Origin of the sequence: Schlegelella aquatica, assembly GCF_026013905.1 — a bacterium.
GTDB classification, from domain to species: Bacteria; Pseudomonadota; Gammaproteobacteria; order Burkholderiales; family Burkholderiaceae_C; genus Caldimonas; species Caldimonas aquatica.
On sequence record NZ_CP110257.1, the window covers coordinates 1,714,134 to 1,732,299 of the forward strand.

The 18,166-nt window shown below is 70.8% G+C and carries 19 protein-coding genes; 9 read left to right on the forward strand and 10 right to left on the reverse strand.

What is annotated here, in order from left to right:
• Positions 1 to 44: 44 nt before the first annotated feature.
• Positions 45 to 2,540, reverse strand: a complete 2,496-nt coding sequence (locus tag OMP39_RS07770; RefSeq protein ID WP_264891189.1) for a cation-translocating P-type ATPase — start codon at positions 2,538 to 2,540, stop codon at positions 45 to 47.
• A 129-nt stretch (positions 2,541 to 2,669) separates the two neighbouring features.
• Here OMP39_RS07770 and OMP39_RS07775 point away from each other — a divergent pair, with 129 nt between their 5' ends.
• From OMP39_RS07775 to OMP39_RS07795, 5 genes are all read left to right on the forward strand, one after another.
• Complete coding sequence (locus OMP39_RS07775) at positions 2,670 to 3,188, forward strand: flavodoxin (protein ID WP_264891190.1); 519 nt, start codon at positions 2,670 to 2,672, stop codon at positions 3,186 to 3,188.
• Between the two features lie 17 nt (positions 3,189 to 3,205).
• Positions 3,206 to 4,036, forward strand: a complete 831-nt coding sequence (locus tag OMP39_RS07780; RefSeq protein WP_264891191.1) for a universal stress protein — start codon at positions 3,206 to 3,208, stop codon at positions 4,034 to 4,036.
• Positions 4,037 to 4,241: 205 nt separating this feature from the next.
• Positions 4,242 to 4,961 carry a winged helix-turn-helix domain-containing protein gene (locus OMP39_RS07785; protein WP_264891192.1) on the forward strand — a complete coding sequence of 240 codons (720 nt, stop codon included), beginning with the start codon at positions 4,242 to 4,244 and terminating at the stop codon, positions 4,959 to 4,961.
• Positions 4,958 to 7,027 (forward strand): PAS domain S-box protein, encoded by a 2,070-nt coding sequence (locus tag OMP39_RS07790; protein WP_264891193.1) that lies wholly within the window; start codon positions 4,958 to 4,960, stop codon positions 7,025 to 7,027. The genes OMP39_RS07785 and OMP39_RS07790 overlap by 4 nt, the downstream gene beginning before the upstream one ends.
• 331 nt (positions 7,028 to 7,358) lie before the next feature.
• Positions 7,359 to 7,700, forward strand: coding sequence for a Rossmann-fold NAD(P)-binding domain-containing protein (locus tag OMP39_RS07795; RefSeq protein ID WP_264891194.1), 342 nt, complete (start codon positions 7,359 to 7,361; stop codon positions 7,698 to 7,700).
• A 126-nt stretch (positions 7,701 to 7,826) separates the two neighbouring features.
• On the opposite strand, the gene OMP39_RS07800 is transcribed toward OMP39_RS07795, so the two are convergent.
• Entirely contained in the window at positions 7,827 to 8,213 is a 387-nt protein-coding gene (locus OMP39_RS07800; protein ID WP_264891195.1) for an HPF/RaiA family ribosome-associated protein, read from the reverse strand.
• 598 nt (positions 8,214 to 8,811) lie between these two features.
• Here OMP39_RS07800 and OMP39_RS07805 point away from each other — a divergent pair.
• A complete protein-coding gene (locus OMP39_RS07805) occupies positions 8,812 to 9,237 on the forward strand; it encodes a c-type cytochrome (protein WP_264891196.1) in 426 nt (141 codons plus the stop codon).
• A gap of 171 nt (positions 9,238 to 9,408) precedes the next feature.
• Here OMP39_RS07805 and OMP39_RS07810 read toward each other — a convergent pair whose 3' ends face one another.
• The 6 genes from OMP39_RS07810 to mltG all read right to left on the reverse strand — a co-directional run bounded on the left by OMP39_RS07810 (position 9,409) and on the right by mltG (position 14,069).
• Positions 9,409 to 10,119 (reverse strand): ankyrin repeat domain-containing protein, encoded by a 711-nt coding sequence (locus tag OMP39_RS07810; RefSeq protein ID WP_264891197.1) that lies wholly within the window; start codon positions 10,117 to 10,119, stop codon positions 9,409 to 9,411.
• A gap of 14 nt (positions 10,120 to 10,133) precedes the next feature.
• A complete protein-coding gene (locus OMP39_RS07815; RefSeq protein ID WP_264891198.1) occupies positions 10,134 to 10,931 on the reverse strand; it encodes a TatD family hydrolase in 798 nt (265 codons plus the stop codon).
• 108 nt (positions 10,932 to 11,039) lie between these two features.
• A complete protein-coding gene (locus OMP39_RS07820; protein ID WP_264891199.1) occupies positions 11,040 to 11,435 on the reverse strand; it encodes a PilZ domain-containing protein in 396 nt (131 codons plus the stop codon).
• On the reverse strand, positions 11,432 to 12,421 hold the full coding sequence (locus OMP39_RS07825) for a DNA polymerase III subunit delta' (protein ID WP_264891200.1): 990 nt from the start codon (positions 12,419 to 12,421) through the stop codon (positions 11,432 to 11,434). Before OMP39_RS07825 ends, OMP39_RS07820 begins: the two co-directional genes overlap by 4 nt.
• 29 nt (positions 12,422 to 12,450) lie before the next feature.
• Positions 12,451 to 13,062: a dTMP kinase gene (gene tmk, locus OMP39_RS07830; RefSeq protein ID WP_264891201.1), complete on the reverse strand. Its 612-nt coding sequence runs from the start codon at positions 13,060 to 13,062 to the stop codon at positions 12,451 to 12,453.
• Complete coding sequence (gene mltG / locus OMP39_RS07835) at positions 13,059 to 14,069, reverse strand: endolytic transglycosylase MltG (RefSeq protein WP_264891202.1); 1,011 nt, start codon at positions 14,067 to 14,069, stop codon at positions 13,059 to 13,061. The genes tmk and mltG overlap by 4 nt, the downstream gene beginning before the upstream one ends.
• Before the next feature lie 64 nt (positions 14,070 to 14,133).
• Here mltG and ygfZ point away from each other — a divergent pair, with 64 nt between their 5' ends.
• The 3 genes from ygfZ to OMP39_RS07850 are packed head-to-tail and all read left to right on the forward strand — an operon-like array spanning position 14,134 to position 16,329.
• A complete protein-coding gene (gene ygfZ / locus OMP39_RS07840; RefSeq protein WP_264891203.1) occupies positions 14,134 to 15,126 on the forward strand; it encodes a CAF17-like 4Fe-4S cluster assembly/insertion protein YgfZ in 993 nt (330 codons plus the stop codon).
• A 40-nt stretch (positions 15,127 to 15,166) separates the two neighbouring features.
• Positions 15,167 to 15,457, forward strand: coding sequence for a DUF4936 family protein (locus OMP39_RS07845; protein WP_264891204.1), 291 nt, complete (start codon positions 15,167 to 15,169; stop codon positions 15,455 to 15,457).
• Positions 15,445 to 16,329: an NRDE family protein gene (locus tag OMP39_RS07850; RefSeq protein WP_264891205.1), complete on the forward strand. Its 885-nt coding sequence runs from the start codon at positions 15,445 to 15,447 to the stop codon at positions 16,327 to 16,329. The genes OMP39_RS07845 and OMP39_RS07850 overlap by 13 nt, the downstream gene beginning before the upstream one ends.
• Here the strand turns inward: OMP39_RS07850 and OMP39_RS07855 are convergent.
• Positions 16,316 to 17,182, reverse strand: coding sequence for a YbgC/FadM family acyl-CoA thioesterase (locus OMP39_RS07855; RefSeq protein ID WP_264891206.1), 867 nt, complete (start codon positions 17,180 to 17,182; stop codon positions 16,316 to 16,318). The two genes, OMP39_RS07850 and OMP39_RS07855, sit on opposite strands and share 14 nt — an antisense overlap.
• Complete coding sequence (locus OMP39_RS07860; RefSeq protein ID WP_264891207.1) at positions 17,179 to 18,117, reverse strand: alpha/beta hydrolase; 939 nt, start codon at positions 18,115 to 18,117, stop codon at positions 17,179 to 17,181. The genes OMP39_RS07855 and OMP39_RS07860 overlap by 4 nt, the downstream gene beginning before the upstream one ends.
• Positions 18,118 to 18,166 lie beyond the last annotated feature (49 nt).

Here is an 18,166-nt window from a genome sequence, read left to right on the forward strand (position 1 = left end):
TTCATCGCCTCGCCGCATCGACCCAGGCCCTGGAGCTCCGGCCGTCAGCGCCAGCGGGGCCTGCGAAGCCAGTGCGTGCCGAGCGGCCGCCGCAGCAGGCCCCACGCGCCCAGGGCGGCGGGCACCAGCAACCACGCCGCGGGCACCTCGGCCGGCAGTCCGAACAACGGGCCCGCCCCCGGCACCGCGAGCAGTATCAGCCACACCAGGGCGATGCCCACCAGCAGCGCATTGAACGCCGGGTTGGTGTGATCGTGGTCGGGCCTGAGCCCTCTGAACCACATCAGCATCAGCAGGTTGCCCGCCACGATGCCGCCCAAGCTCGCCAACCTCAGCATGTCGGTCGAGGCCTCCATGCTGCGCAACAGCCACTGCAGCAATGCCACCCCCACCAGCGCCGTGCCCCCGACGGCCAGCGCACGCGCCGCGTCGGCCACCGAGAACAACCGCGACTGCGCCGGGCGGGGAGGCACCCGCATGCAGTCGTCGGGCTCCGGCTCGGCCTCGAACACCAGCGAGCAGGCCGGATCGATGATCAGCTCCAGCAACACCACGTGCAGCGGCAGGAGCAGCACGGGGCCGCCCAGCACCACCGGCATCAGCGAGACGCCCACGATCGGCACGTGCACCGCGAACAGATACCCCAGCGCCTTGCGCAGGTTGATGAAGATGCGCCGGCCCCCACGCACTGCCTGCACGAGCGACGCGAAGTTGTCGTCCAGCAGCACCAGGGCCGCCGCCTCGCGCGCCACGTCGGTGCCCCGCTGGCCCATGGCGACGCCGATGTCCGCCGCCCGCAGCGCGGGCGCATCGTTCACGCCGTCGCCGGTCATCGCCACCACCTCGCCGAGCTGCTGCAACGCCTGGACGATGCGCAGCTTCTGCGCCGGGTCCACGCGCGCGAAGACCCGCACCTCGCGCAGCGCCTGCTGCAGTTGAAGGTCCGTCAGGGCCGCGAGTTGCGCGCCGGTGAGCACAGGGCCGCCCTCGGCCGGCAGCAATCCGGCCCGCTCGGCGATGGCCCACGCGGTCACCGCCGAGTCGCCGGTGATCATGATCACGCGCACACCCGCCTGCCGGCATTGCTCCACGGCCGCGGGCACCTCCTCGCGCAGCGGGTCCATGAAGCCCAGCAGCCCCTGCGCGCGCAGAGCGGTGTTCGGCGGCAAGCCGCCATCGGCCGGCACCGGGTCGCAGGCACCTTCGGCCACCGCCAGCACGCGCAAGCCCTGCGCGCTCCATCGCTCGGCCTCGGCCAGCAGCGCCTCACGGCGCCGGGCCTCGTCGGCACAGCGCCCGATCACCACTTCCGGCGCCCCTTTCACCAGCACCCGCGCCCGGCCGTCGCCGTCGCGCCCCCAGTGGCTCACATACGGCCGCCCGTCGCGCACCCCTTGCCTGGGCCCGGCCACCCACCCTCCCGGCACGGCGCCGTCCCGCCCCAAGGCCGCGAAGATCGCCTTGTCCATCGGCTCGATGCCGTTCGGCAGGCTCGCCAGCGCCGCGGCCTGGAGCAGCCGGGCACTGCCATCGCTTTCGCCCGGTGCACGTTCGCACTCCCCATCGTGCAGGCGCACCAGCGTCATGCGGTTGTGCGTCAGCGTGCCGGTCTTGTCCACGCACAGCACCGTCACCGTGCCCAGCGCCTCGATCGCCTGGGGCTGGCGCGTGAGCACCTGCCGCTGCGCCAGACGCCAGGCCCCGAGCGCCAGCATCACCGTCCACACGACCGCGAACTCCTCGGGGATCAACGACATCGCCAGCGTCAGCCCCACCAGGAGGCCCGCCGTCCACGAGCCCTCGCGCACGGCATAGACCGCGGTGGCGATCACGCACGTCAGCAGCGCCAGCACCGCCACGGCTTGCACCAGGCGCTTGAGCTCCTGCTGCAACCGGCTGGGGCGCGGTTGCAGCCGCTGCAGCGAGCCGCCGATGCGGCCCAAAGCCGTTCGCGCGCCCGTCGCGGTGACGATCGCCACGCCGTCGCCTTGCACCACCAGGCTGCCGGCGTGCAACTGCGCGGCCTCCTCGGCCCCACCCGCGCGCTTGGGCACCGGCACCGATTCCCCGGTGAGCAGCGACTCGTCCACCTGCAAGCCGCTGCTTTCCACGAGCCGTGCATCGGCGGCCAGCCGGTCGCCCTCGTCCACCACCAGGCGGTCGCCGCGCACCAGCTCCTTGCTGCCGATACGCACCGCAACCCCGTTGCGCACCACGGTGCAGCGCGGGCTGGAGAGATCCTTCAGCGCGCGCAGGACGCGCTCCGTGCGGTGCTCCTGGTAGATCGACAGCGCGCCTACCGCCATGACGGACAGCAGCAGAGCCGCAGCATCGGCCAGATCGCCCAGCAGGGCATACACCGTCGCAGTGGCCAGCAGCAGCAGGAACATCGGCTGCGTGAACGCACCCCAGGCGATGCGCCACAGGCTTCTCGGCTGCGCCTCGGGCAGCCGATTGGGGCCGTCCAGCCGGCGCTGCGCGAGCACCTGCTCATCGGTCAGGCCACGGGTGGGAGCGCTGGGAACGGTCTCGCTGGTCATGCGGCTGTATCGCCTGCCCCACCGGCCCCGGAGTTGACGCCGCGCAAGCAGGTGCCCAAGTCCAATCCTAGACTGGCTCTGTCCGGCCCTGTCGGCAATCGATGGACCGGCTGTCCGACGGAGGCGCACATGGGCAAGGTTCTGGTCGTCAGTTACTCCTACACCGGCACCAGCCGGCAGGTGGCCACCACCCTGGCTGGACTGCAGGGCTGGGCCACCGGCGAGATCTCGGAGGAACGGCCGGGCCGCGGCGACGGGCGTTGCGTGCTCGACTCGCTGCTGCGTCGGCAGCCGCCGATCCGCTACGAGGGGCCGCCGCCCGAGCAATTCGCCGCGGTGGTGCTGGTCGCGCCCATCTGGTTGTACCGCCTGGCCGGCCCGATGCGCACCTTCGTCGCGCGCTACCGCGAGCGCCTGCCCGCGGTCGCCGTCGTCTCGGCCATGGGCGGCCGCGGCGCCCCGAATGCAGTGGCCGAGATCGGGCGTCTGCTGGGGCGCTCGCCGATCCTGAGCACAGCCTTCCTCTCGCGCGAAGTGGAGGACGGCAGCTACGGCTCCCGTCTGCGGGCCTTCGGCGAGGCGGTGGACAAGGCCGTGGAGGGCACCGAGGTGTTGCGGCCTTCGACCCTCTCGCCCAAGACCGCCTGAGTGAACCGGGAGGCGAGATGAACCACGTCAAGACCGTGCTCGTGCACATCGACGCCGGGCCGTACGGCCCGGCGCGACTGCGCACGGCGCGGCAGGTCGCGTCGCAATTCGGCGCGCGATTGCACGCGCTCTATGCCGTGACCCCCGCCTACGCGGCCTTGGCGATCGACTTGGCGGCCGGAGCCGCCTCGGGCACGGTGGGGCAGGCGATCGACGACGACCGCCTCGAGGCCGCGCGAAAGCTCAAGCAGCATGTGGCGGCCGAGCCCGGCGCCGCCTTCGAGTGGCATGAGGCGCGCACCCTGCCGTACAGCGCCGTCACGCGGCAGGCTCGCTACGCCGACCTGCTGGTGCTCGGGCAGTACGATCCCCAAGAGCCCAGCCCCGGGGTGCCGCCCGACTTCGTCGAATCGGTCCTCATCGCCAGCGGTCGTCCGGCCCTGGTGCTGCCTTACGTGAACACCGGCAAGACGATGGCCACGCGGGTGCTCGTGGCCTGGAAGGAGACGGCCGAAGCCGCCCGGGCCGTGAGCGCCGCCCTGCCCTTCTTGCAGCGCGCCGAGCGCGTCCACGTGGCGCACTGGGGCGATGAAGAGCCCGACGACGTCTCGCAACCGCTCGACATCCTCGCCTACCTCCACGCCCATGGCGTGCGGGCGGAGATGCACCGCCACGCCGCCGCCGGCGCCGAGGTGGGCGACCTCATGCAATCGCTCGCGGCCGACCTGTCGGCCGACCTCCTGGTGATGGGCTGCTACGGCCACGCGCGGGCGCGCGAATGGGTGCTGGGCGGGGCCTCGCGCACGGTGCTGCGCTCGATGACCCTGCCGGTGCTGATGGCTCATTGACTTCATCCAGCCTCGTCCCGACGCGCAGCGCGGGCCCGCCCGGGCCCGTCTTCACCGGCTCCGGCGCGTCCTCGCGGCCACACACCGTTACAGAGTCCGAGAGTCCCCACGAGGATGATGGGACTTCGTTCCAGTCCGCAGGGTGTTGCGTGTTCCGCTCCCGCCAGACGGAATGGAACGGCAAGCCGCTGCGCCCGCGTCCGCCATGACCCACCATCTGGCTGTGCTCGACGACGAACCGGAGATCACGCTCTTGCTGGCCAACTACCTCCAAGGGCAGGGCTTTCGCGTCACCCAGTTGCACAGCGGCCGGGAGCTCCTGGCCCTCATGGCCGCCGACAAGCCGGAGCTCGTGCTGCTGGACCTCGGATTGCCCGGCGAAGAAGGCTTTGCGATTGCCCGGCAGTTGCGCGAGCACTGGCGCTGCGGCCTCGTCATCGTCACGGGCCGAGGAGACCCCGTCGACAAGATCGTCGGCCTGGAGATCGGCGCGGACGACTATGTCACCAAACCCTTCGACCTGCGCGAACTGCTGGCGCGCATCAAGGCGGTGCTGCGCCGCCTCGGCCCCGAGGAGCCCGCGCCGCCCGCGCCCTCCCCCGCGCGCCAGCAGTTGCGCTTCGCAGGGTGGACGCTGGACATGGCATCGCCCCGGCTGCTGGATGCGGCCGGGCGTGAAGTGGCGCTGACCGCCGGCGAGTTCGACCTCCTCGCGGTCTTCGTGCGCCACCCGGGTCGCGTGCTCTCGCGCGACTTCCTGCTCGAGCAGACCCGCGGGCGCGGGGCGGGCCCCTTCGACCGCACGATCGACGTGCAGGTGAGCCGCCTGCGCAAGAAGCTGGACGACGATCCCGAGACCCCGCAGTTGATCAAGTCGGTACGCGGCGCCGGCTACCTCTTCGTGCCCGTGCCGGAGGCCGCATGAGCCCGCCCGGTGACGAGACTTCCCTCTACCGCTCGCTGTTCGCGGCCTATCCCGACGGCCTGCTGCTGGTGGACCTGGAAGGCCGCATCGTGCTCGCCAACGCGGCGGCCGCGCGCCTGCTCGGCTACCCGATCGAGGAGCTGACCGGCCTGCAGGTCGACGAGCTGGTGCCCGACGCCATCCGCTCCCGCCACGCCGCCTATCGGGACGCCTATGGGCGCGCCCCTCGCCCCCGGCCCATGGGGCTTCAGATGGACCTGGTCGCCAAGCGGCGCGACGGCAGCGAGGTGATGGTGGAGATCGCCCTCAGCCCGCTGCAGGACCAGGGGCTGCCCTACGTGGTGGCGGCCATCCGCGACGTGGGGGCTTACCCGCGCGTGCGGCAGGCCCTGCGTCGCGCCCGCTATGCCGAACACATCGCACAGATGAGCCGCCTCGCCGTCCAGGAGCCGGACCCGGAGCTTCTGTTGCACCAGGTGCCCGCAGCCGCCGCCGACGCCTTGCAAGTGGAACTGGTGCAGGTCTACCTTCTGGAGCCCGACGCCCAGTCCTTCCGGCTGGCCAGCGGCGTGGGGCTGCTGCCAGAAGAGCCGCTCGGCGCACTGCTGCCCAACCGCCCCGACACCCTGATCGGCTTTCTCGCTGCGCAGGACGGCCAGCCCGTGACAGTGCACGACCACGCGACCGAGGCCCGGTTCCGCCCGCCGCAGGCCTGCCTGCGCCACGGCCTCGTCAGTGCGCTCGGCGTCCCCCTGTTCGACAAGGGCCGGGTCATGGGTGTGCTCTTGGCCGGTTCTCGGCAGCCCGATCGCTTCGGCGACGACGAGCGGCGCTTCCTCGAATCGCTCGCCAACCTGCTCACCACCCTCTTGCTTCGGGCGCAAAGCGAGGAAGCCTTGCGCCACGCCCAACGACTGGAGAGCGTAGGGCAGCTGACCGGCGGCATCGCACACGACTTCAACAACCTGCTGACGGTCATCCAGGGCAACCTGCAGGTCCTGGAGGCGCTGCCCGAGATCGAAGCGGCCGAGCACGGGCAGCAGCCGCTGGCCTCCGCCATGCGCGCGACCCGGCGCGCCGCGGAGCTCACCGGCAAGCTGCTCGCCTTCTCGCGCAGGCAGATGCTGCAGCCCAGCCCGGTCCACCTGCCGGCCCTGCTGCAGTCGCTGTCCGACATGCTGGCGCGCACGCTCGATCAGCGCATCCGCATCCGCGTGCAGGTCGCGCCCGAGTGCCCCGCCTGCCTGGCCGACCCCGGCCAGCTCGAATCGGCGCTCCTGAACATCGCCATCAATGCGCGCGACGCCATGCCGCAGGGCGGCGAACTGATCTTCAGTGCCCGCCCCTGCGAGAGGCTGCCGGCGCCCCTGCACCAGGAGTTGAGCGAAAGCCTCGGCACGCCGCCCCGGCACGAGAACTACGTGGCCGTGTCGATCAGCGACACCGGCACCGGCATGCCGGAGGCCGTCAGGAAGCGCGCCTTCGAACCCTTCTTCACCACCAAGGAGGCCGGCCGCGGCACGGGCCTCGGGTTGAGCACCGTGTACGGCTTCGTGAAGCAGTCCAAGGGCGGTGTCACGATCGACAGCACCCCGGGCGATGGCACCACCGTCACGCTCTACCTTCCCCGCGTGCCGACGGCCCCGCAGGCACCCGCGGCCCACGGGACGGCCACGCACATCACACCAGGCCTCAAGGTCCTCGCGGTCGAAGACGAGCCCGAAGTGCTGCGGGTGGTGCAGGCCTTCCTCGCCGGGTGGGGGTGCGAGGTGACCCCGGCGCGCAACGCCGAACAGGCGCTCGGCTTGCTTCAGGCCCAGGGCGCCTCGTTCGACCTGCTGCTCACCGACCTCGTCCTCGGCCCCGGCCCCAGCATGCCCGGCACGCAGCTCGCCGCCCGCGCGCGCCAACTGCACCCGGGCCTTGCCGTGGTGCTGATGTCGGGCTACGCATCGGACCTCCTGGCCAGCGCCTCGCAGGGCGAGCCGCAGCAGCCGGAGCTGCTGCACAAGCCCTTCACGAGGGAGGAGTTGGCCGCCGCCATTGCGAAGGCCATGCGCCGGTGACGGTGCGGCGGCCCGGCCGTCCCTGGCGGCCCGTGCCCTCCCGCCACCCTGGGCTGGGGGAGTGAGGCGCTTGCGCGACAACCGGGGCGGCCCCGGGATTGATGCGGCGCAAGTGACGTGCCTTCCCAGCTCTTAGTCTTCCTAGACTTAAGCCCCCTGTCACCGTCCTGTCACAGCGCTTGGCATGAAGCACAGCCTCCATTACCGACTGCTGTCCCCGAGAGGCTTGTCGGCCGCCGATGCCACCGCATTGGTGGCGACTGCCCTCGGATTGAAACGGGCGGCGGCACAGGGCTTGGCGCCAACGCTCCTGCGGGGCAAGCATCTCGCGGTGTTCGCCGACGACCCCGCGTGCGAGGCCGCCCTGGCCTTCGAGCGGGCGGCCAGCCGATTGGGCGCGCGCGTGTCTCATGTGCGAGCGCACGAGGAGCTGCTGCGGGCCGACGGCTCCCACGTCATCGTGCTCGCCCGCCTGTACGACGCGATCGAGTGGGAAGGCTTGTCGCCCGAAGCCGCGCTGCGTCTGCAGGACAGGATCGGCATTCCCGTCTTCTACGGGCTCGCAGAACCGGGCCATCCGCTCGCCGGCCTGTTGTCCCGCATGCCCGAGCCCGTGTCCGAAGAAGACATCCTCTACCTGGCCCAAGCGGTCCTGATGAACTCCATCAACTGAAACAGCCGTGCCCAAGCGCCGTCCTTTGTGGGCCGGCGCCGGGGGAGAGTCCGGCGACTGCGCGCCCCGCCGTCCTGGGCCCGCTCGACCTTCGCTCGAGCCTCGGACGCTCTGCCGCCCAGACTCCTAACAGGCCGACGTTCCTTCTTCTTCGAGCCCTGCTGCCTCACCGCGCGCCACGCTGAGGCGGCGGGCGCCCAGGCAACTGCGCTGCGCCCGCAGGACGTGTTCGAGCTGCCGGCAAATGCCCTCGAAGGCATCCCACAACGCCGCATCGACGTCATCGTGTCGCAGCCGACTGACCGTCAGCTCGTGCCGGGGCAGCCGCAGATCGATCCGCACCAGGTACGGCATTCCGTGGCGAAGCTGCTTGTGCTGAAGTTCGATTTCCACCCTGCACGCGATGAGGTCCGCACACCGCAGGACCAGCGTTTCCATCTTCTCGCGAACTGCGAGTTCGACCGTCCGTGAGGCCTCCATCCCGTGGAAGCGAATCTCGAATCGTTGTTTCATTCTTGAGCCTCCGCATAGGCGGCACCACCCAGACGTTGCGACGGTCTGCAAGAGCGTGGTGGGTGGCACCGTCGAATGGGCGGTTCGCCGGCGGCGCGGTGGCATCGAGCCCGATGTGGGCCGTGCCCCATGCGTCGCCAAGACCTGCCCTGAACGCGAAGATGCCGTGCAGGTGCACATGCGCACCTGCGATTCCTCAATTCGGCGACGCCTCGCGTTGTGAAACGTACTGCGCGCGCTCACGCACCCGATCGGCGCCAAAAAGGGGCGGCTTCCCTTGTGAGTCAGGCCGAGACGGCGTGCAGAGCGCATGAATACAGGGGCCGTGCGTGCACGCCGACGCGGCAGGGCGTCCAGAGCCGCTTCCCAACGCGCGCACCTCCTCCTCGAAGACAGACCGGGGCACCCTCGATCGGCTGAACACGATCTGAATGCGACCGTGTGTTTCCTCTTTCACCGGGACAGGGAGGGCCGCACCACCTGGTCAGGGCATACGCAGTGGCGCAATTGAGAACTCGCAAACGCCGAGATCCGAACAGGGAGATGCTGCACGACGCAAGAAGCAAGAACCCCTTCCTCAACCCCTGGAGACCTCGCGATGAAGACCGTCCTCAAGACTGTGGCGATCGGCGCAGCCTGCGCCGCATTCATGGGCTCACCCTTGGCCCAGAAGATCGAGCGGATCGACTTCGGCAAGCGCGAGTTCGACGCCAACTGCGCCTCCTGCCACGGCATCAGCGGCAAGGGCAACGGCCCTCTGGCCGCGGTCCTGACCACACGCCCCACCGACCTGACGCAGCTGGCCAAGCGCAACGACGGCGTCCTGCCGATGGCGCGGCTGTACGAGGTGATCGACGGCGCCAACGTGCCGCTGCACGGCACCCGCGAAATGCCGGTTTGGGGCCGGGACTACAAGGTGGAGGCCGCGAACTACTACTTCGAGGTGCCCTACGACCCCGAGGCCTACGTCCGCACGCGCATCCTCGCCCTCTTGGAGTACATCTCCCGCTTGCAGGCGAAGTGAGGCAGGCGAAGTGAGGCAGGCGAAGTGATGCAGGCCCACTGATGCATCGGGCCGCGCCGGTCCGATTCAGCAAGCGCGACGGCCCGTCGCTCAGTCCCGGCTGCGCCCGAGGGCCGGGCCGTCACCCCCTTGGGAGGCGGGGCGCACGCCCCGGGGGCAAAGGCACAAGCCTCAGGGGCGTGTGGCCGGAGCCGTACCAGGCACACGACGCTCTGCCAGCGCCGCCGCGCGGCGCTCGATCTCCTGCGCCAATGTCTCGCGCTCGGCGGCTCGTGCGAAGTCCGCGGCGCCCAGCCCCCGCTCGTTCCTGAGCGTCGGGTCGGCGCCCTCGTCGAGCAGATGCCGCGCGATCTCCTCGCTGCCGTAGCGGGCGGCCATCATCAACGGGGTCGTCTTGTTCGGCGATTCGGCGTCGATGTAGGCGTGATGGTCCAGCAGCAGGCGCACGATCCGCACGTCCTCCTGCGACGCCGCGTAGTGCAACGGCGTCCAGCCGATCTTGTTGACGTCCGCCCCACGGCTGATGAGCTTCTCGCACCACCCCAGATGGCCGCGCAGCGCCGCGAGCATGAGCGCCGATTCGCCCACGGGGCTCAGCCGATTCACGTCCACCCCCGGGTGCGCCAAGAGCACCTCGGCCACTTGCAGGGAGCCGTGGTCGAGTGCAGCCGTGAGCGCCGGCCGGGCGCGGGGGTCCACCGTGTTCGGGTCCAGCCCCCGTCGCAGGAGCTGCACCATCGCGGGCGCGTCATCCAGCTGCAAGGCGCGCAGGAAGTCCTCGTACGCCCCGGCCCAGGCGCTGCCAGCACCCCACCCCAGCAGCACCAGGGCCAACTTCAAGTACCACTTGAAGTGCGATCTTCTTGCTTTACGGTCAAGCACTTGCTGCCAATTCTTCAAGTTCCACCTTCGCTGCCAGGCTCCAGCTTGAAGAGCCGCTCGAAGTTGGCGGAGGTCGCTCGGGCCACCTCCTCGACCGCAAGCCTCTTCAGTTCGGCCAGTTGTCGCGCCACCAGAGGCACGAGCGACGGGTCGTTCACCTTGCCGCGGTGGGGGACGGGAGCCAGGTAGGGGCTGTCCGTCTCGATCAGGCAGCGATCGAGGGGAACGCGGCGCGCCACCTCCCGCAACTCGGCCGCGTTCTTGAACGTCAGGATGCCCGAGAACGAAATGTAGAAGCCGAGGTCCAGGGCCGCGTCGGCCACCGCCTGCGTCTCGGTGAAGCAATGGAACACGCCGCCCACCTGGCCCTGACCTTCCTCGCGCAGTATGGCCAGCGTGTCGGCCGACGCGCTGCGGGTGTGGACGACCAGCGGCAGCCCCGTGCGGCGTGCCGCGCGAACGTGGACGCGAAAGCGCTCGCGCTGCCACTCCATCTCGGCCAGCGTGCGCTCGCCCAGCCGGTAGTAATCGAGCCCCGTCTCGCCGAGGGCCACCACCTTCGGCGTGTCGGCCAGTGCGACGAGCCGCTCGACGCTCGGCTCCTCCACACCCTCGTTGTCGGGGTGCACGCCCACGCTGCACCAGAAGTTCTCGTGGCTTTGCGCCAGCGCCGCGACCCGCTCGAACTCCTCGAGCGTCGTGCAGATGCACAACGCGCGGTCCACCCGTTCGCGTCGCATCGCGGCACGGATCTCCTCCAGCCGCTGCGACAGTTCAGGAAAGGTGAGATGGCAATGGGAATCGACGTACATGGGGAACTGCCGACGCGAGCGCACCCCGCGCCGGCGACAGCACCAAAGAAAACCCGCAAGCCTACACGCAAGGCAATGGCCTTGCGCAGCGTGCGCCGTGCGGCGACGTCAGATGGTTTGCGTCGGTTTGGCCGACTGGACCGCCGTGCCCAGCAACTCCTCGATCTTGATCTTCAGACCGCGCGACTTCTCATCGCTCGGGAAGCGCACGCCCACGCCCTGGGTCCGGCCGCCGGAGGCGTTGGCCGGGGTGATCCACGCGACTTTGCCCGCCACCGGGTAGCGCTGCGGATCGTCCGGCAGCGACAGCAGCAGGTAGATGTCCTCCCCCAGCCGGTAGTCGCGGGTGGTGGGCACGAAAAGGCCGCCGTCGCTGAAGGCCGAGATGTAGGCTGCGTACAGCGCGCCCTTCTCGCGGAACACGAGCTGGATCACGCTGGGACGCGCAGGGTTGCCGGTCGCAGCATGCGCAGCGGCGCCGGGGCGAGCAGTCGTCTCACTCATTGCGGGGAGTTTAAGTGGCGCTTCGCTTGCGCCACAAGCGCGTCGGCCAGCAACGCCGCATGCCACGGATGGTCTTCGTGACGTGCGACACGCGAGAGCTCGCGCGCCCAGGCCGAGAGCGCGGAGATGTCGCCTCGCAGGCCCTCGAACGACGCGGATGGGAAGTACCTCGGCGAGCCGCCCACAGCGATCGCCATCGCGTCGTGGCAGAGCTTTTGCAGCGTCTGCACGAGCAGGGGCGCCGGCCACCCGGCCACCGCCTGCCCCTCGCCGCGAGCGAGCCGCTGCGGCAGCGCCGCCCACTGGGAGGCGTCCACGCCCGCCTCGACGAGCGCCAACGCTGCATACGGCTGCCCTCCGGCCGCCGCCAGCAGCACTTGGCCCTCGCGCACGCCGCGCGCTTCGAGCCAATGGCGGGCCATGCCGGGCTCGGGCGGGTGCAGCGCCACCATCTGGCAGCGGCTGCGGATCGTGGGCAGCAAGGCATCGACGCCTTCGGTGCACAAGACGAAGCGCGCCTCGCCCGGAGGCTCCTCCAGCGTCTTCAGCAGCGTGTTGGCCGAGATGGCGTTCATGCGCTCCGCGGGGAAGATCACCACCACCTTGGCGCGTCCCCGCGAGCTGGTCTGCTGCGCGAACTCCACCGCCCGCCGCAGCGCCTCCACTTTGATCTCGCGACTCGGCTTGGCCTTGCTCGCCTTGGCCTCACCGTCCTCCGTCGCCAGCCAGCCCAGCGCCTCCTGCAAGGCTTCGGGCACCAGCACGAGCAAGTCGGGGTGCGTGTGCGCCTGCACCAGCCGGCAGCTGGCGCACGCCCCGCAGGCCGGCATGTCGGCGGCGCGTGCTTCGCACAGCCAGCTTTGGGCGACGGCGAGGCCCAGGTCCAGCAGGCCGACGCCCGGCGAGGCGGCGAGAAGCACGGCGTGCCCGCGCTGCCGCCGCAGCAGATCGGCCAGGGGCTGCTCGAGCCACGGCGGCAGAGGCATGGGCTCGTCGCGGGCTGCGATGGCCGCGCTCATAGGCCGCGGGCCTCCAGCGCCTCGGCCAGCCGCGCGGCCACCTCCTCGCGCTCGCCTTGCCCGTCGATGATGACGAAGCGCCCGGGGTCCGCCTCGGCCCGGCGCGCATACCCGGCATCCACGCGCTGGAAGAACTCGAGCGGCTGCTGCTCGAAGCGGTCGGGGGCCCGGGCCTCCGCCAGCCGGCGCGCCGCGACTTCAGGCGGCACCCGGAACCACACCGTCAGGTCGGGCTGCCGCCCCTCTTGCACCCAGCGCTCGAGCTGGGCCAGCACACCCAGGTCGAAGCCCCGGCCCGCGCCCTGATAGGCAAAGGTCGCGTCGGTGAAGCGATCGCACAGCACCGTGCGTCCGGACTGCAGCGCCGGCACGATGACCTCGCGCAGATGATCGCGCCGCGCGGCGAAGACGAGCAGCGCCTCGGTCAGCGGGTCCATCGGCCGCTGCAACAGCAACTCGCGCAGCGACTCGGCCAGCGCGGTGCCGCCCGGCTCGCGCGTCTGGACCACGTCGCGGCCGGCGCGCCGCAGCCGGTCGGCCACCGAGGCGAGGTGGGTGGACTTGCCGGCACCGTCGATGCCTTCGAACGTGATGAAAAGGCCGCTCATCGAGCCGAGGAGGCGCCCTGGCGGCGCTGGTACTTGTCGACCGCCCGATTATGCTCGGCCAGACTCTCGCTGAAGACGCTGCTGCCGTCGCCCCGCGCCACGAAGTACAGCGCCTTGGTGCGCTGCGGCTGCACGGCCGCCATCAGCGAGTCCTTGCCGGGCATCGCGATGGGCGTGGGTGGCAGACCCGGACGGGTGTAGGTGTTGTAGGGCGTGTCGGTTTGCAGGTCGCGCTTGCGCAGGTTGCCGTCGAACGCCTCGCCGAGCCCGTAGATGACGCTCGGGTCGGTCTGCAAGGGCATACCGATGCGCAGGCGATTGACGAACACGCCCGCCACCTGGGGGCGGTCCGACGCCAGGCCCGTTTCCTTCTCGACGATCGAGGCCAGGATCAGGGCTTCGTCCGGGCTGCGCAGCGGCAAGTCGGGATGGCGCCGGGCCCAGGCTTCGTCGAGCCGCTTGGCCATCGCCCGGTAGGCCCGCTGCAGGACGGCCAGGTCGGTGCTGCCGCGACTGTATGCATAGGTGTCGGGAAAGAACCGTCCCTCGGGGTGCCGGCCCGGCGCGCCCAAGGCGGCCATCACCTCGGCATCGCTCATCCCGGTGATGGTGGGCTTGAGCCCTTCGGCCCCGGCCAGTGCGGCCCGCACCTGCCGGAAGGTCCAGCCCTCGATGAAGCGCACCGTGGCCAAGGACTCGTCGCCCAGCACCATCTTGCGCAGCAAGTCCCGCGGGGTGGCGCCGGTGCGGATCTCGTAGCTGCCGGCCCGGATGCGCCGCGCGTCGCCGGACCAGCGGAACCACTCGTACAAGACGAGCGGCGAAGTGCGCACCCCGGCATCGACCCAGCCTTGCGCGATCTGCCGCGGCGACATGCCCGGCTCGACCGAGAACTCGACACTCGGCGCGGCCAGCTCCAACGGCCTGTGCAGCCACCACAAGGCGGCGGCCCCTGCCACGAGGGCCAGCAAGACGAATGCGCCGAGCAGGCGCCGCAACCAACGCATGGTGTGGACGAACGCAGGTGACCCTGGCAGGACTCTGTGAACGGGCGCTGATCATAATGGAGGCATGAGTGACGATCGCCTTCAAGCCACCATGGCCGCATCGCCGACGCGGGCCGCCGACCTCCCGACGGCGTCGCTCGGCGGTGCGCTCGACCTCACCGACTGGGGACTGATCGCGGCCGAGGGCCCCGAGGCCGCGCAGTTCCTGCATGGCCAGCTCACGCAGGACGTGATGCTGCTCGGCACGCACGAAGCGAGGATGGCCGGCTACTGCTCGCCCAAGGGGCGGTTGCTCGCCACCTTCGTCCTCTGGAAGACGTCGCCCGAGCGAGTCCTGCTGGCCTGCAGCGCCGACGTGCTGCCCGCCACCCTGAAGCGCCTGTCCATGTTCGTGCTGCGCGCCAAGGTGAAGCTCTCCGACGCCTCGGCTCAATGGCGTCTGGTGGGCTTGGCCGGCGCTCAGGCTGCCGAAGCGCTGGGCGCGCACGCCCCTTCCGCCCCGTGGGCGCGCGCCGGCCTGGGAGCGGCCTGCGTGTTGCGCCTGCCCGATGCCGCCCGCGTGCCGCGCTGGCTGTGGGCCGCGCCCCGCGATGCCGAGCAGCCCCCTGCGCTGCCCCCTCTGCCAGAAGCGCACTGGCGCTGGCTCGAAGTGATGAGCGCCGTGCCGCGGATCACCGCCCCGACGGTGGATCAGTTCGTGCCTCAGATGGTGAACCTGGAAGCCGTGGGCGGCGTCAACTTCAAGAAGGGCTGCTATCCGGGGCAGGAGGTCGTCGCCCGCAGTCAGTACCGCGGGACGCTCAAGCGCCGGGGCTTCCTCCTCGCCGCACCGGTCGAAGCGCGCGCGGGCCAGGAGGTCTTCCACAGCGAGGACCCCTCGCAGCCTTGCGGCATGGTGGTGCTCGCCGCCCCCGATGCGCGCGACGAAGGGCGATGGAGCCTCTTTGCCGAACTGAAGATCGCCGCCACCGGCAGCGGCTCGCTGCACCTCGGCGCGGCCGACGGCCCTGCCCTCGCGCTGGAACCCCTGCCGTACGAGCTGCCGCCTCAGGATTGACCGGGGCGGCGCCCGGCGGCCCTTGTTGCAGACTGCGCTGATGCGTGCCCTGTTCATCTACTACAGCGTGCCTGCCGCGGATGCGCCGGCCGCCGAGCCTCACATCCGCGCCGCGCAGTCGCGGCTGGTCGCCGCCCACCCGTCGCTCATGGCCGAGCTGTGGCGCCGCCCGGAAGAAAAGGACGGCCTGCAGACCTGGATGGAGGTGTACCGGCATCCCTGCGGCGTGAGCGAGGCGCTCCAGGCGGAGATCGAACGGGCCGTGGGGGCGGCAACGCGGTGGATCGTCGGCGAGCGCCATGTCGAGGTGTTCGTGCCATGTGCCTCGTAGCCCTCGCGTTCGAAGCGCATCCGCGCTTTCCCCTGGTCGTCGCCGCCAACCGGGACGAGTTCTTCGACCGCGCGGCCGCGCCGCTGCATTGGTGGCCACCCCGCCCTGACACCCCCCAAATCCTCGCCGGTCGGGATCTCCAGGCAGGGGGCACCTGGATGGGCGTGAGCCCCGCGGGCCGCCTGGCACTGCTCACCAATGTGCGCGACCCCGCCCGCATGAACCCGGCCGCGCCCTCGCGCGGAACGCTCGTCACCGAGTGGCTGGTCGGCGGGCACAGCTTCGACGCCTTCGTCGAGGCCCACGCGAGCGTCCCCTACAACGGCTTCAACCTTCTGGCGGCCGACTGGGGAGCCGGCGAACTGCGGTGGTGGTCCAACCACCCCTGTGCGCGGGGGGCATCCCCTGCTGCGGCCGGCGGCTCCGCGCTGGCGCATGCGGCCCTCCTGCCACCCGTGCGCCTCACGCCGGGCCTGTACGGGCTGTCGAACGCGCTGCTGGACACGCCGTGGCCCAAAGTCCGCCGCCTCAAGCAGCGCTTGGCCGAAACCCTGGCGTCCGCCCACTCCACCGAGCAACTGATCGAGCGGCTTCTCGATGCCCTGTCGGACCCGACTCCGGCGCCGGACGAGGAACTGCCGCGCACCGGTGTGCCGCTGGAGTGGGAGCGGTGGCTCTCGTCCGCCTACATCCGCACGCCGGACGGCCGCTACGGCACGCGTTGCTCGACGGTGCTGGTGGTCGAGCGCGAGGGCGGTGCCGAGCGCGCACTCGTCGTCGAGCGCACCCACCCCGGCCCGGGCGCCGAGCGCGCCGGGGAGCGGCGCGAGCATCTGCGCCAATGGCCGAGAGCCGGTCTCACAAGGTCTTGACCATCTCCACGTGGGGGATGCCCACCTCGTCGAATTCGGGGCCTCGCGGCACGAAGCCTGCGCGCGCGTAGAAGCCCGCCGCGGAGGTCTGCGCGTGCAGCACCGCCTCGTGATAGCCGCCCGCCCGCGCGGCCTGCATCAGCGCCTCCAGCACGGCGCGTCCCACGCCGCCGCCGCGCAGCGTGCGCCGGGCGGCCATGCGGCCGATCTTCGCCACACCGGGGACGTGCTCGAGCAGCCGGCCCGTGGCCAAGGGCATCCCGAAGCGGTTGTAGGCCACGGCGTGCACGCAACTGCGGTCGGCATCGTCCCACTCCATCTCCTCGGGGATGCGCTGCTCCTGGATGAAGACCTCCGTGCGCACGAGCCGGGCGTCCTCGCCCAGCTCGTCCCATCCGCCGACCTTGACGTGCACCATGGACTGGCCCTGCTCGTAGGCGGTGAGCACCTCGCGCAACTCCGGCGGCACGGGCATGGACTTGTGCACCTTCGGGTCCGCATAGACGTAGACCACCTCCCCGGTGATGAGCAGCTCGTCTTGCCGGAAGATGCCGATCCTGAACGTCATCGAGGAGGTGCCGACCCGCTCGCAGCGGATGCCGATCTCGAGCTGGTCGTCGTAGCGGGCGGGCGCGTGGTACTCGATCGTGGCCTTCTTGACGAACAGGTCGCCGCCGAACTGCTCCAGCGCCTCGGGGTAAGGCAGCGCCAAGGCCCGCCAGTAGTCGGTGATCGCGGTGTCCACGTACGTCAGGTAGTGGCCGTTGAAGACGATCTTCTGCGCGTCCACCTCGGCCCAACGCACCCGCAGGCGGTAGAGGAAACGGAAGTTGTTGCGCTTGAGCTGGGTCATGACGAAAAGGCCTCCTTCAGTACGGCAGCGCCTGCGGCTTGCGCCTCCTGGGCTTCGGGGATCGCCCGGCCCATCTTGATGAAATCGTGCGTCACTCCGCGATACACGTCGAGCTCCACCGCCACGCCCGCCATGCGCAGGCGGTCGGCGTAGGCGATGCCCTCGTCGGCCAGGGGGTCGCATTCGGCGACGCAGACCCATGCCGGAGCCACGCCTTCCAGGTCGTCCGCGTTCAGCGGCGCGAACCGCCAGTCGTTGCGGTGGTGGTGACCGATGTAATGATCGAAGAACCAGTCGATCGCCGCACGCTCCAACACGAACCCCTGCGCGAAGAGCCGATGCGATCCGGTGTCCTGGTGCGCGCAGGTGCCTGGCGTGATGAGCAGTTGCGCGGCCAGCCCAAGGCCATGGTCTCGCGCCAGGATCGCGCACACCGCGGCGAGCGTGCCGCCCGCGCTGTCGCCCCCCACCGCGAGCCGGCCGCCGTCGAGCCCCCACTCGGCGGCCGCGGGCCCGAGCGCGCGCAACGCCGCCCAGCAGTCCTCCACCGCGGTCGGAAAGCGATGCTCCGGCGCCAGGCGGTACTCGTAGGACACCACCGCACAACCCGCGCGCAACGCCAGCTGCCGGCACAGGCTGTCGTGCGTCTCGATGCTGCCGATCGTGAAACCTCCGCCGTGGAAGTACAGCAGCACGGGCAGCCGCTCGTGCGAGGGTGCATACAGGCGGGCGCGTCGCAGGCTGCCGTCGGCCGCGGGCAAGTGCAGGTTCTCCACGCGCGGCAGCGGCGCACGGGGCAGGTCCAGGATCTCGGCGGCCGCCTCATAGGCGGCGCGCGCCTGCTCGACCGGCAACTGGTGATACGGCGTGTGGTTGGCGCGGCGGATGCGGTCGAGCACGCCGCGCATCTTCGGGGTGAGCAGACTCTGGCTCATGGCTCCTCTCGGCGACGGCCCTGGTGGGCAGGGATTGCGTGTGTTCCCA

Excerpts from the sequence above, each read along its gene's own strand:
- OMP39_RS07860 (WP_264891207.1), bottom strand. The coding sequence starts at position 18,117 with ATGAGCCAGAGTCTGCTCACCCCGAAGATGCGCGGCGTGCTCGACCGC.
- OMP39_RS07805 (WP_264891196.1), top strand. The coding sequence starts at position 8,812 with ATGAAGACCGTCCTCAAGACTGTGGCGATCGGCGCAGCCTGCGCCGCA.
- OMP39_RS07820 (WP_264891199.1), bottom strand. The coding sequence starts at position 11,435 with ATGAGTGAGACGACTGCTCGCCCCGGCGCCGCTGCGCATGCTGCGACC.
- ygfZ (WP_264891203.1), top strand. The coding sequence starts at position 14,134 with ATGAGTGACGATCGCCTTCAAGCCACCATGGCCGCATCGCCGACGCGG.
- OMP39_RS07785 (WP_264891192.1), top strand. The coding sequence starts at position 4,242 with ATGACCCACCATCTGGCTGTGCTCGACGACGAACCGGAGATCACGCTC.
- mltG (WP_264891202.1), bottom strand. The coding sequence starts at position 14,069 with ATGCGTTGGTTGCGGCGCCTGCTCGGCGCATTCGTCTTGCTGGCCCTC.
- OMP39_RS07770 (WP_264891189.1), bottom strand. The coding sequence starts at position 2,540 with ATGACCAGCGAGACCGTTCCCAGCGCTCCCACCCGTGGCCTGACCGAT.
- OMP39_RS07845 (WP_264891204.1), top strand. The coding sequence starts at position 15,167 with ATGCGTGCCCTGTTCATCTACTACAGCGTGCCTGCCGCGGATGCGCCG.
- OMP39_RS07825 (WP_264891200.1), bottom strand. The coding sequence starts at position 12,421 with ATGCCTCTGCCGCCGTGGCTCGAGCAGCCCCTGGCCGATCTGCTGCGG.
- OMP39_RS07815 (WP_264891198.1), bottom strand. The coding sequence starts at position 10,931 with ATGTACGTCGATTCCCATTGCCATCTCACCTTTCCTGAACTGTCGCAG.
- OMP39_RS07855 (WP_264891206.1), bottom strand. The coding sequence starts at position 17,182 with ATGACCCAGCTCAAGCGCAACAACTTCCGTTTCCTCTACCGCCTGCGG.
- tmk (WP_264891201.1), bottom strand. The coding sequence starts at position 13,062 with ATGAGCGGCCTTTTCATCACGTTCGAAGGCATCGACGGTGCCGGCAAG.
- OMP39_RS07800 (WP_264891195.1), bottom strand. The coding sequence starts at position 8,213 with ATGAAACAACGATTCGAGATTCGCTTCCACGGGATGGAGGCCTCACGG.
- OMP39_RS07790 (WP_264891193.1), top strand. The coding sequence starts at position 4,958 with ATGAGCCCGCCCGGTGACGAGACTTCCCTCTACCGCTCGCTGTTCGCG.
- OMP39_RS07780 (WP_264891191.1), top strand. The coding sequence starts at position 3,206 with ATGAACCACGTCAAGACCGTGCTCGTGCACATCGACGCCGGGCCGTAC.
- OMP39_RS07775 (WP_264891190.1), top strand. The coding sequence starts at position 2,670 with ATGGGCAAGGTTCTGGTCGTCAGTTACTCCTACACCGGCACCAGCCGG.
- OMP39_RS07850 (WP_264891205.1), top strand. The coding sequence starts at position 15,445 with ATGTGCCTCGTAGCCCTCGCGTTCGAAGCGCATCCGCGCTTTCCCCTG.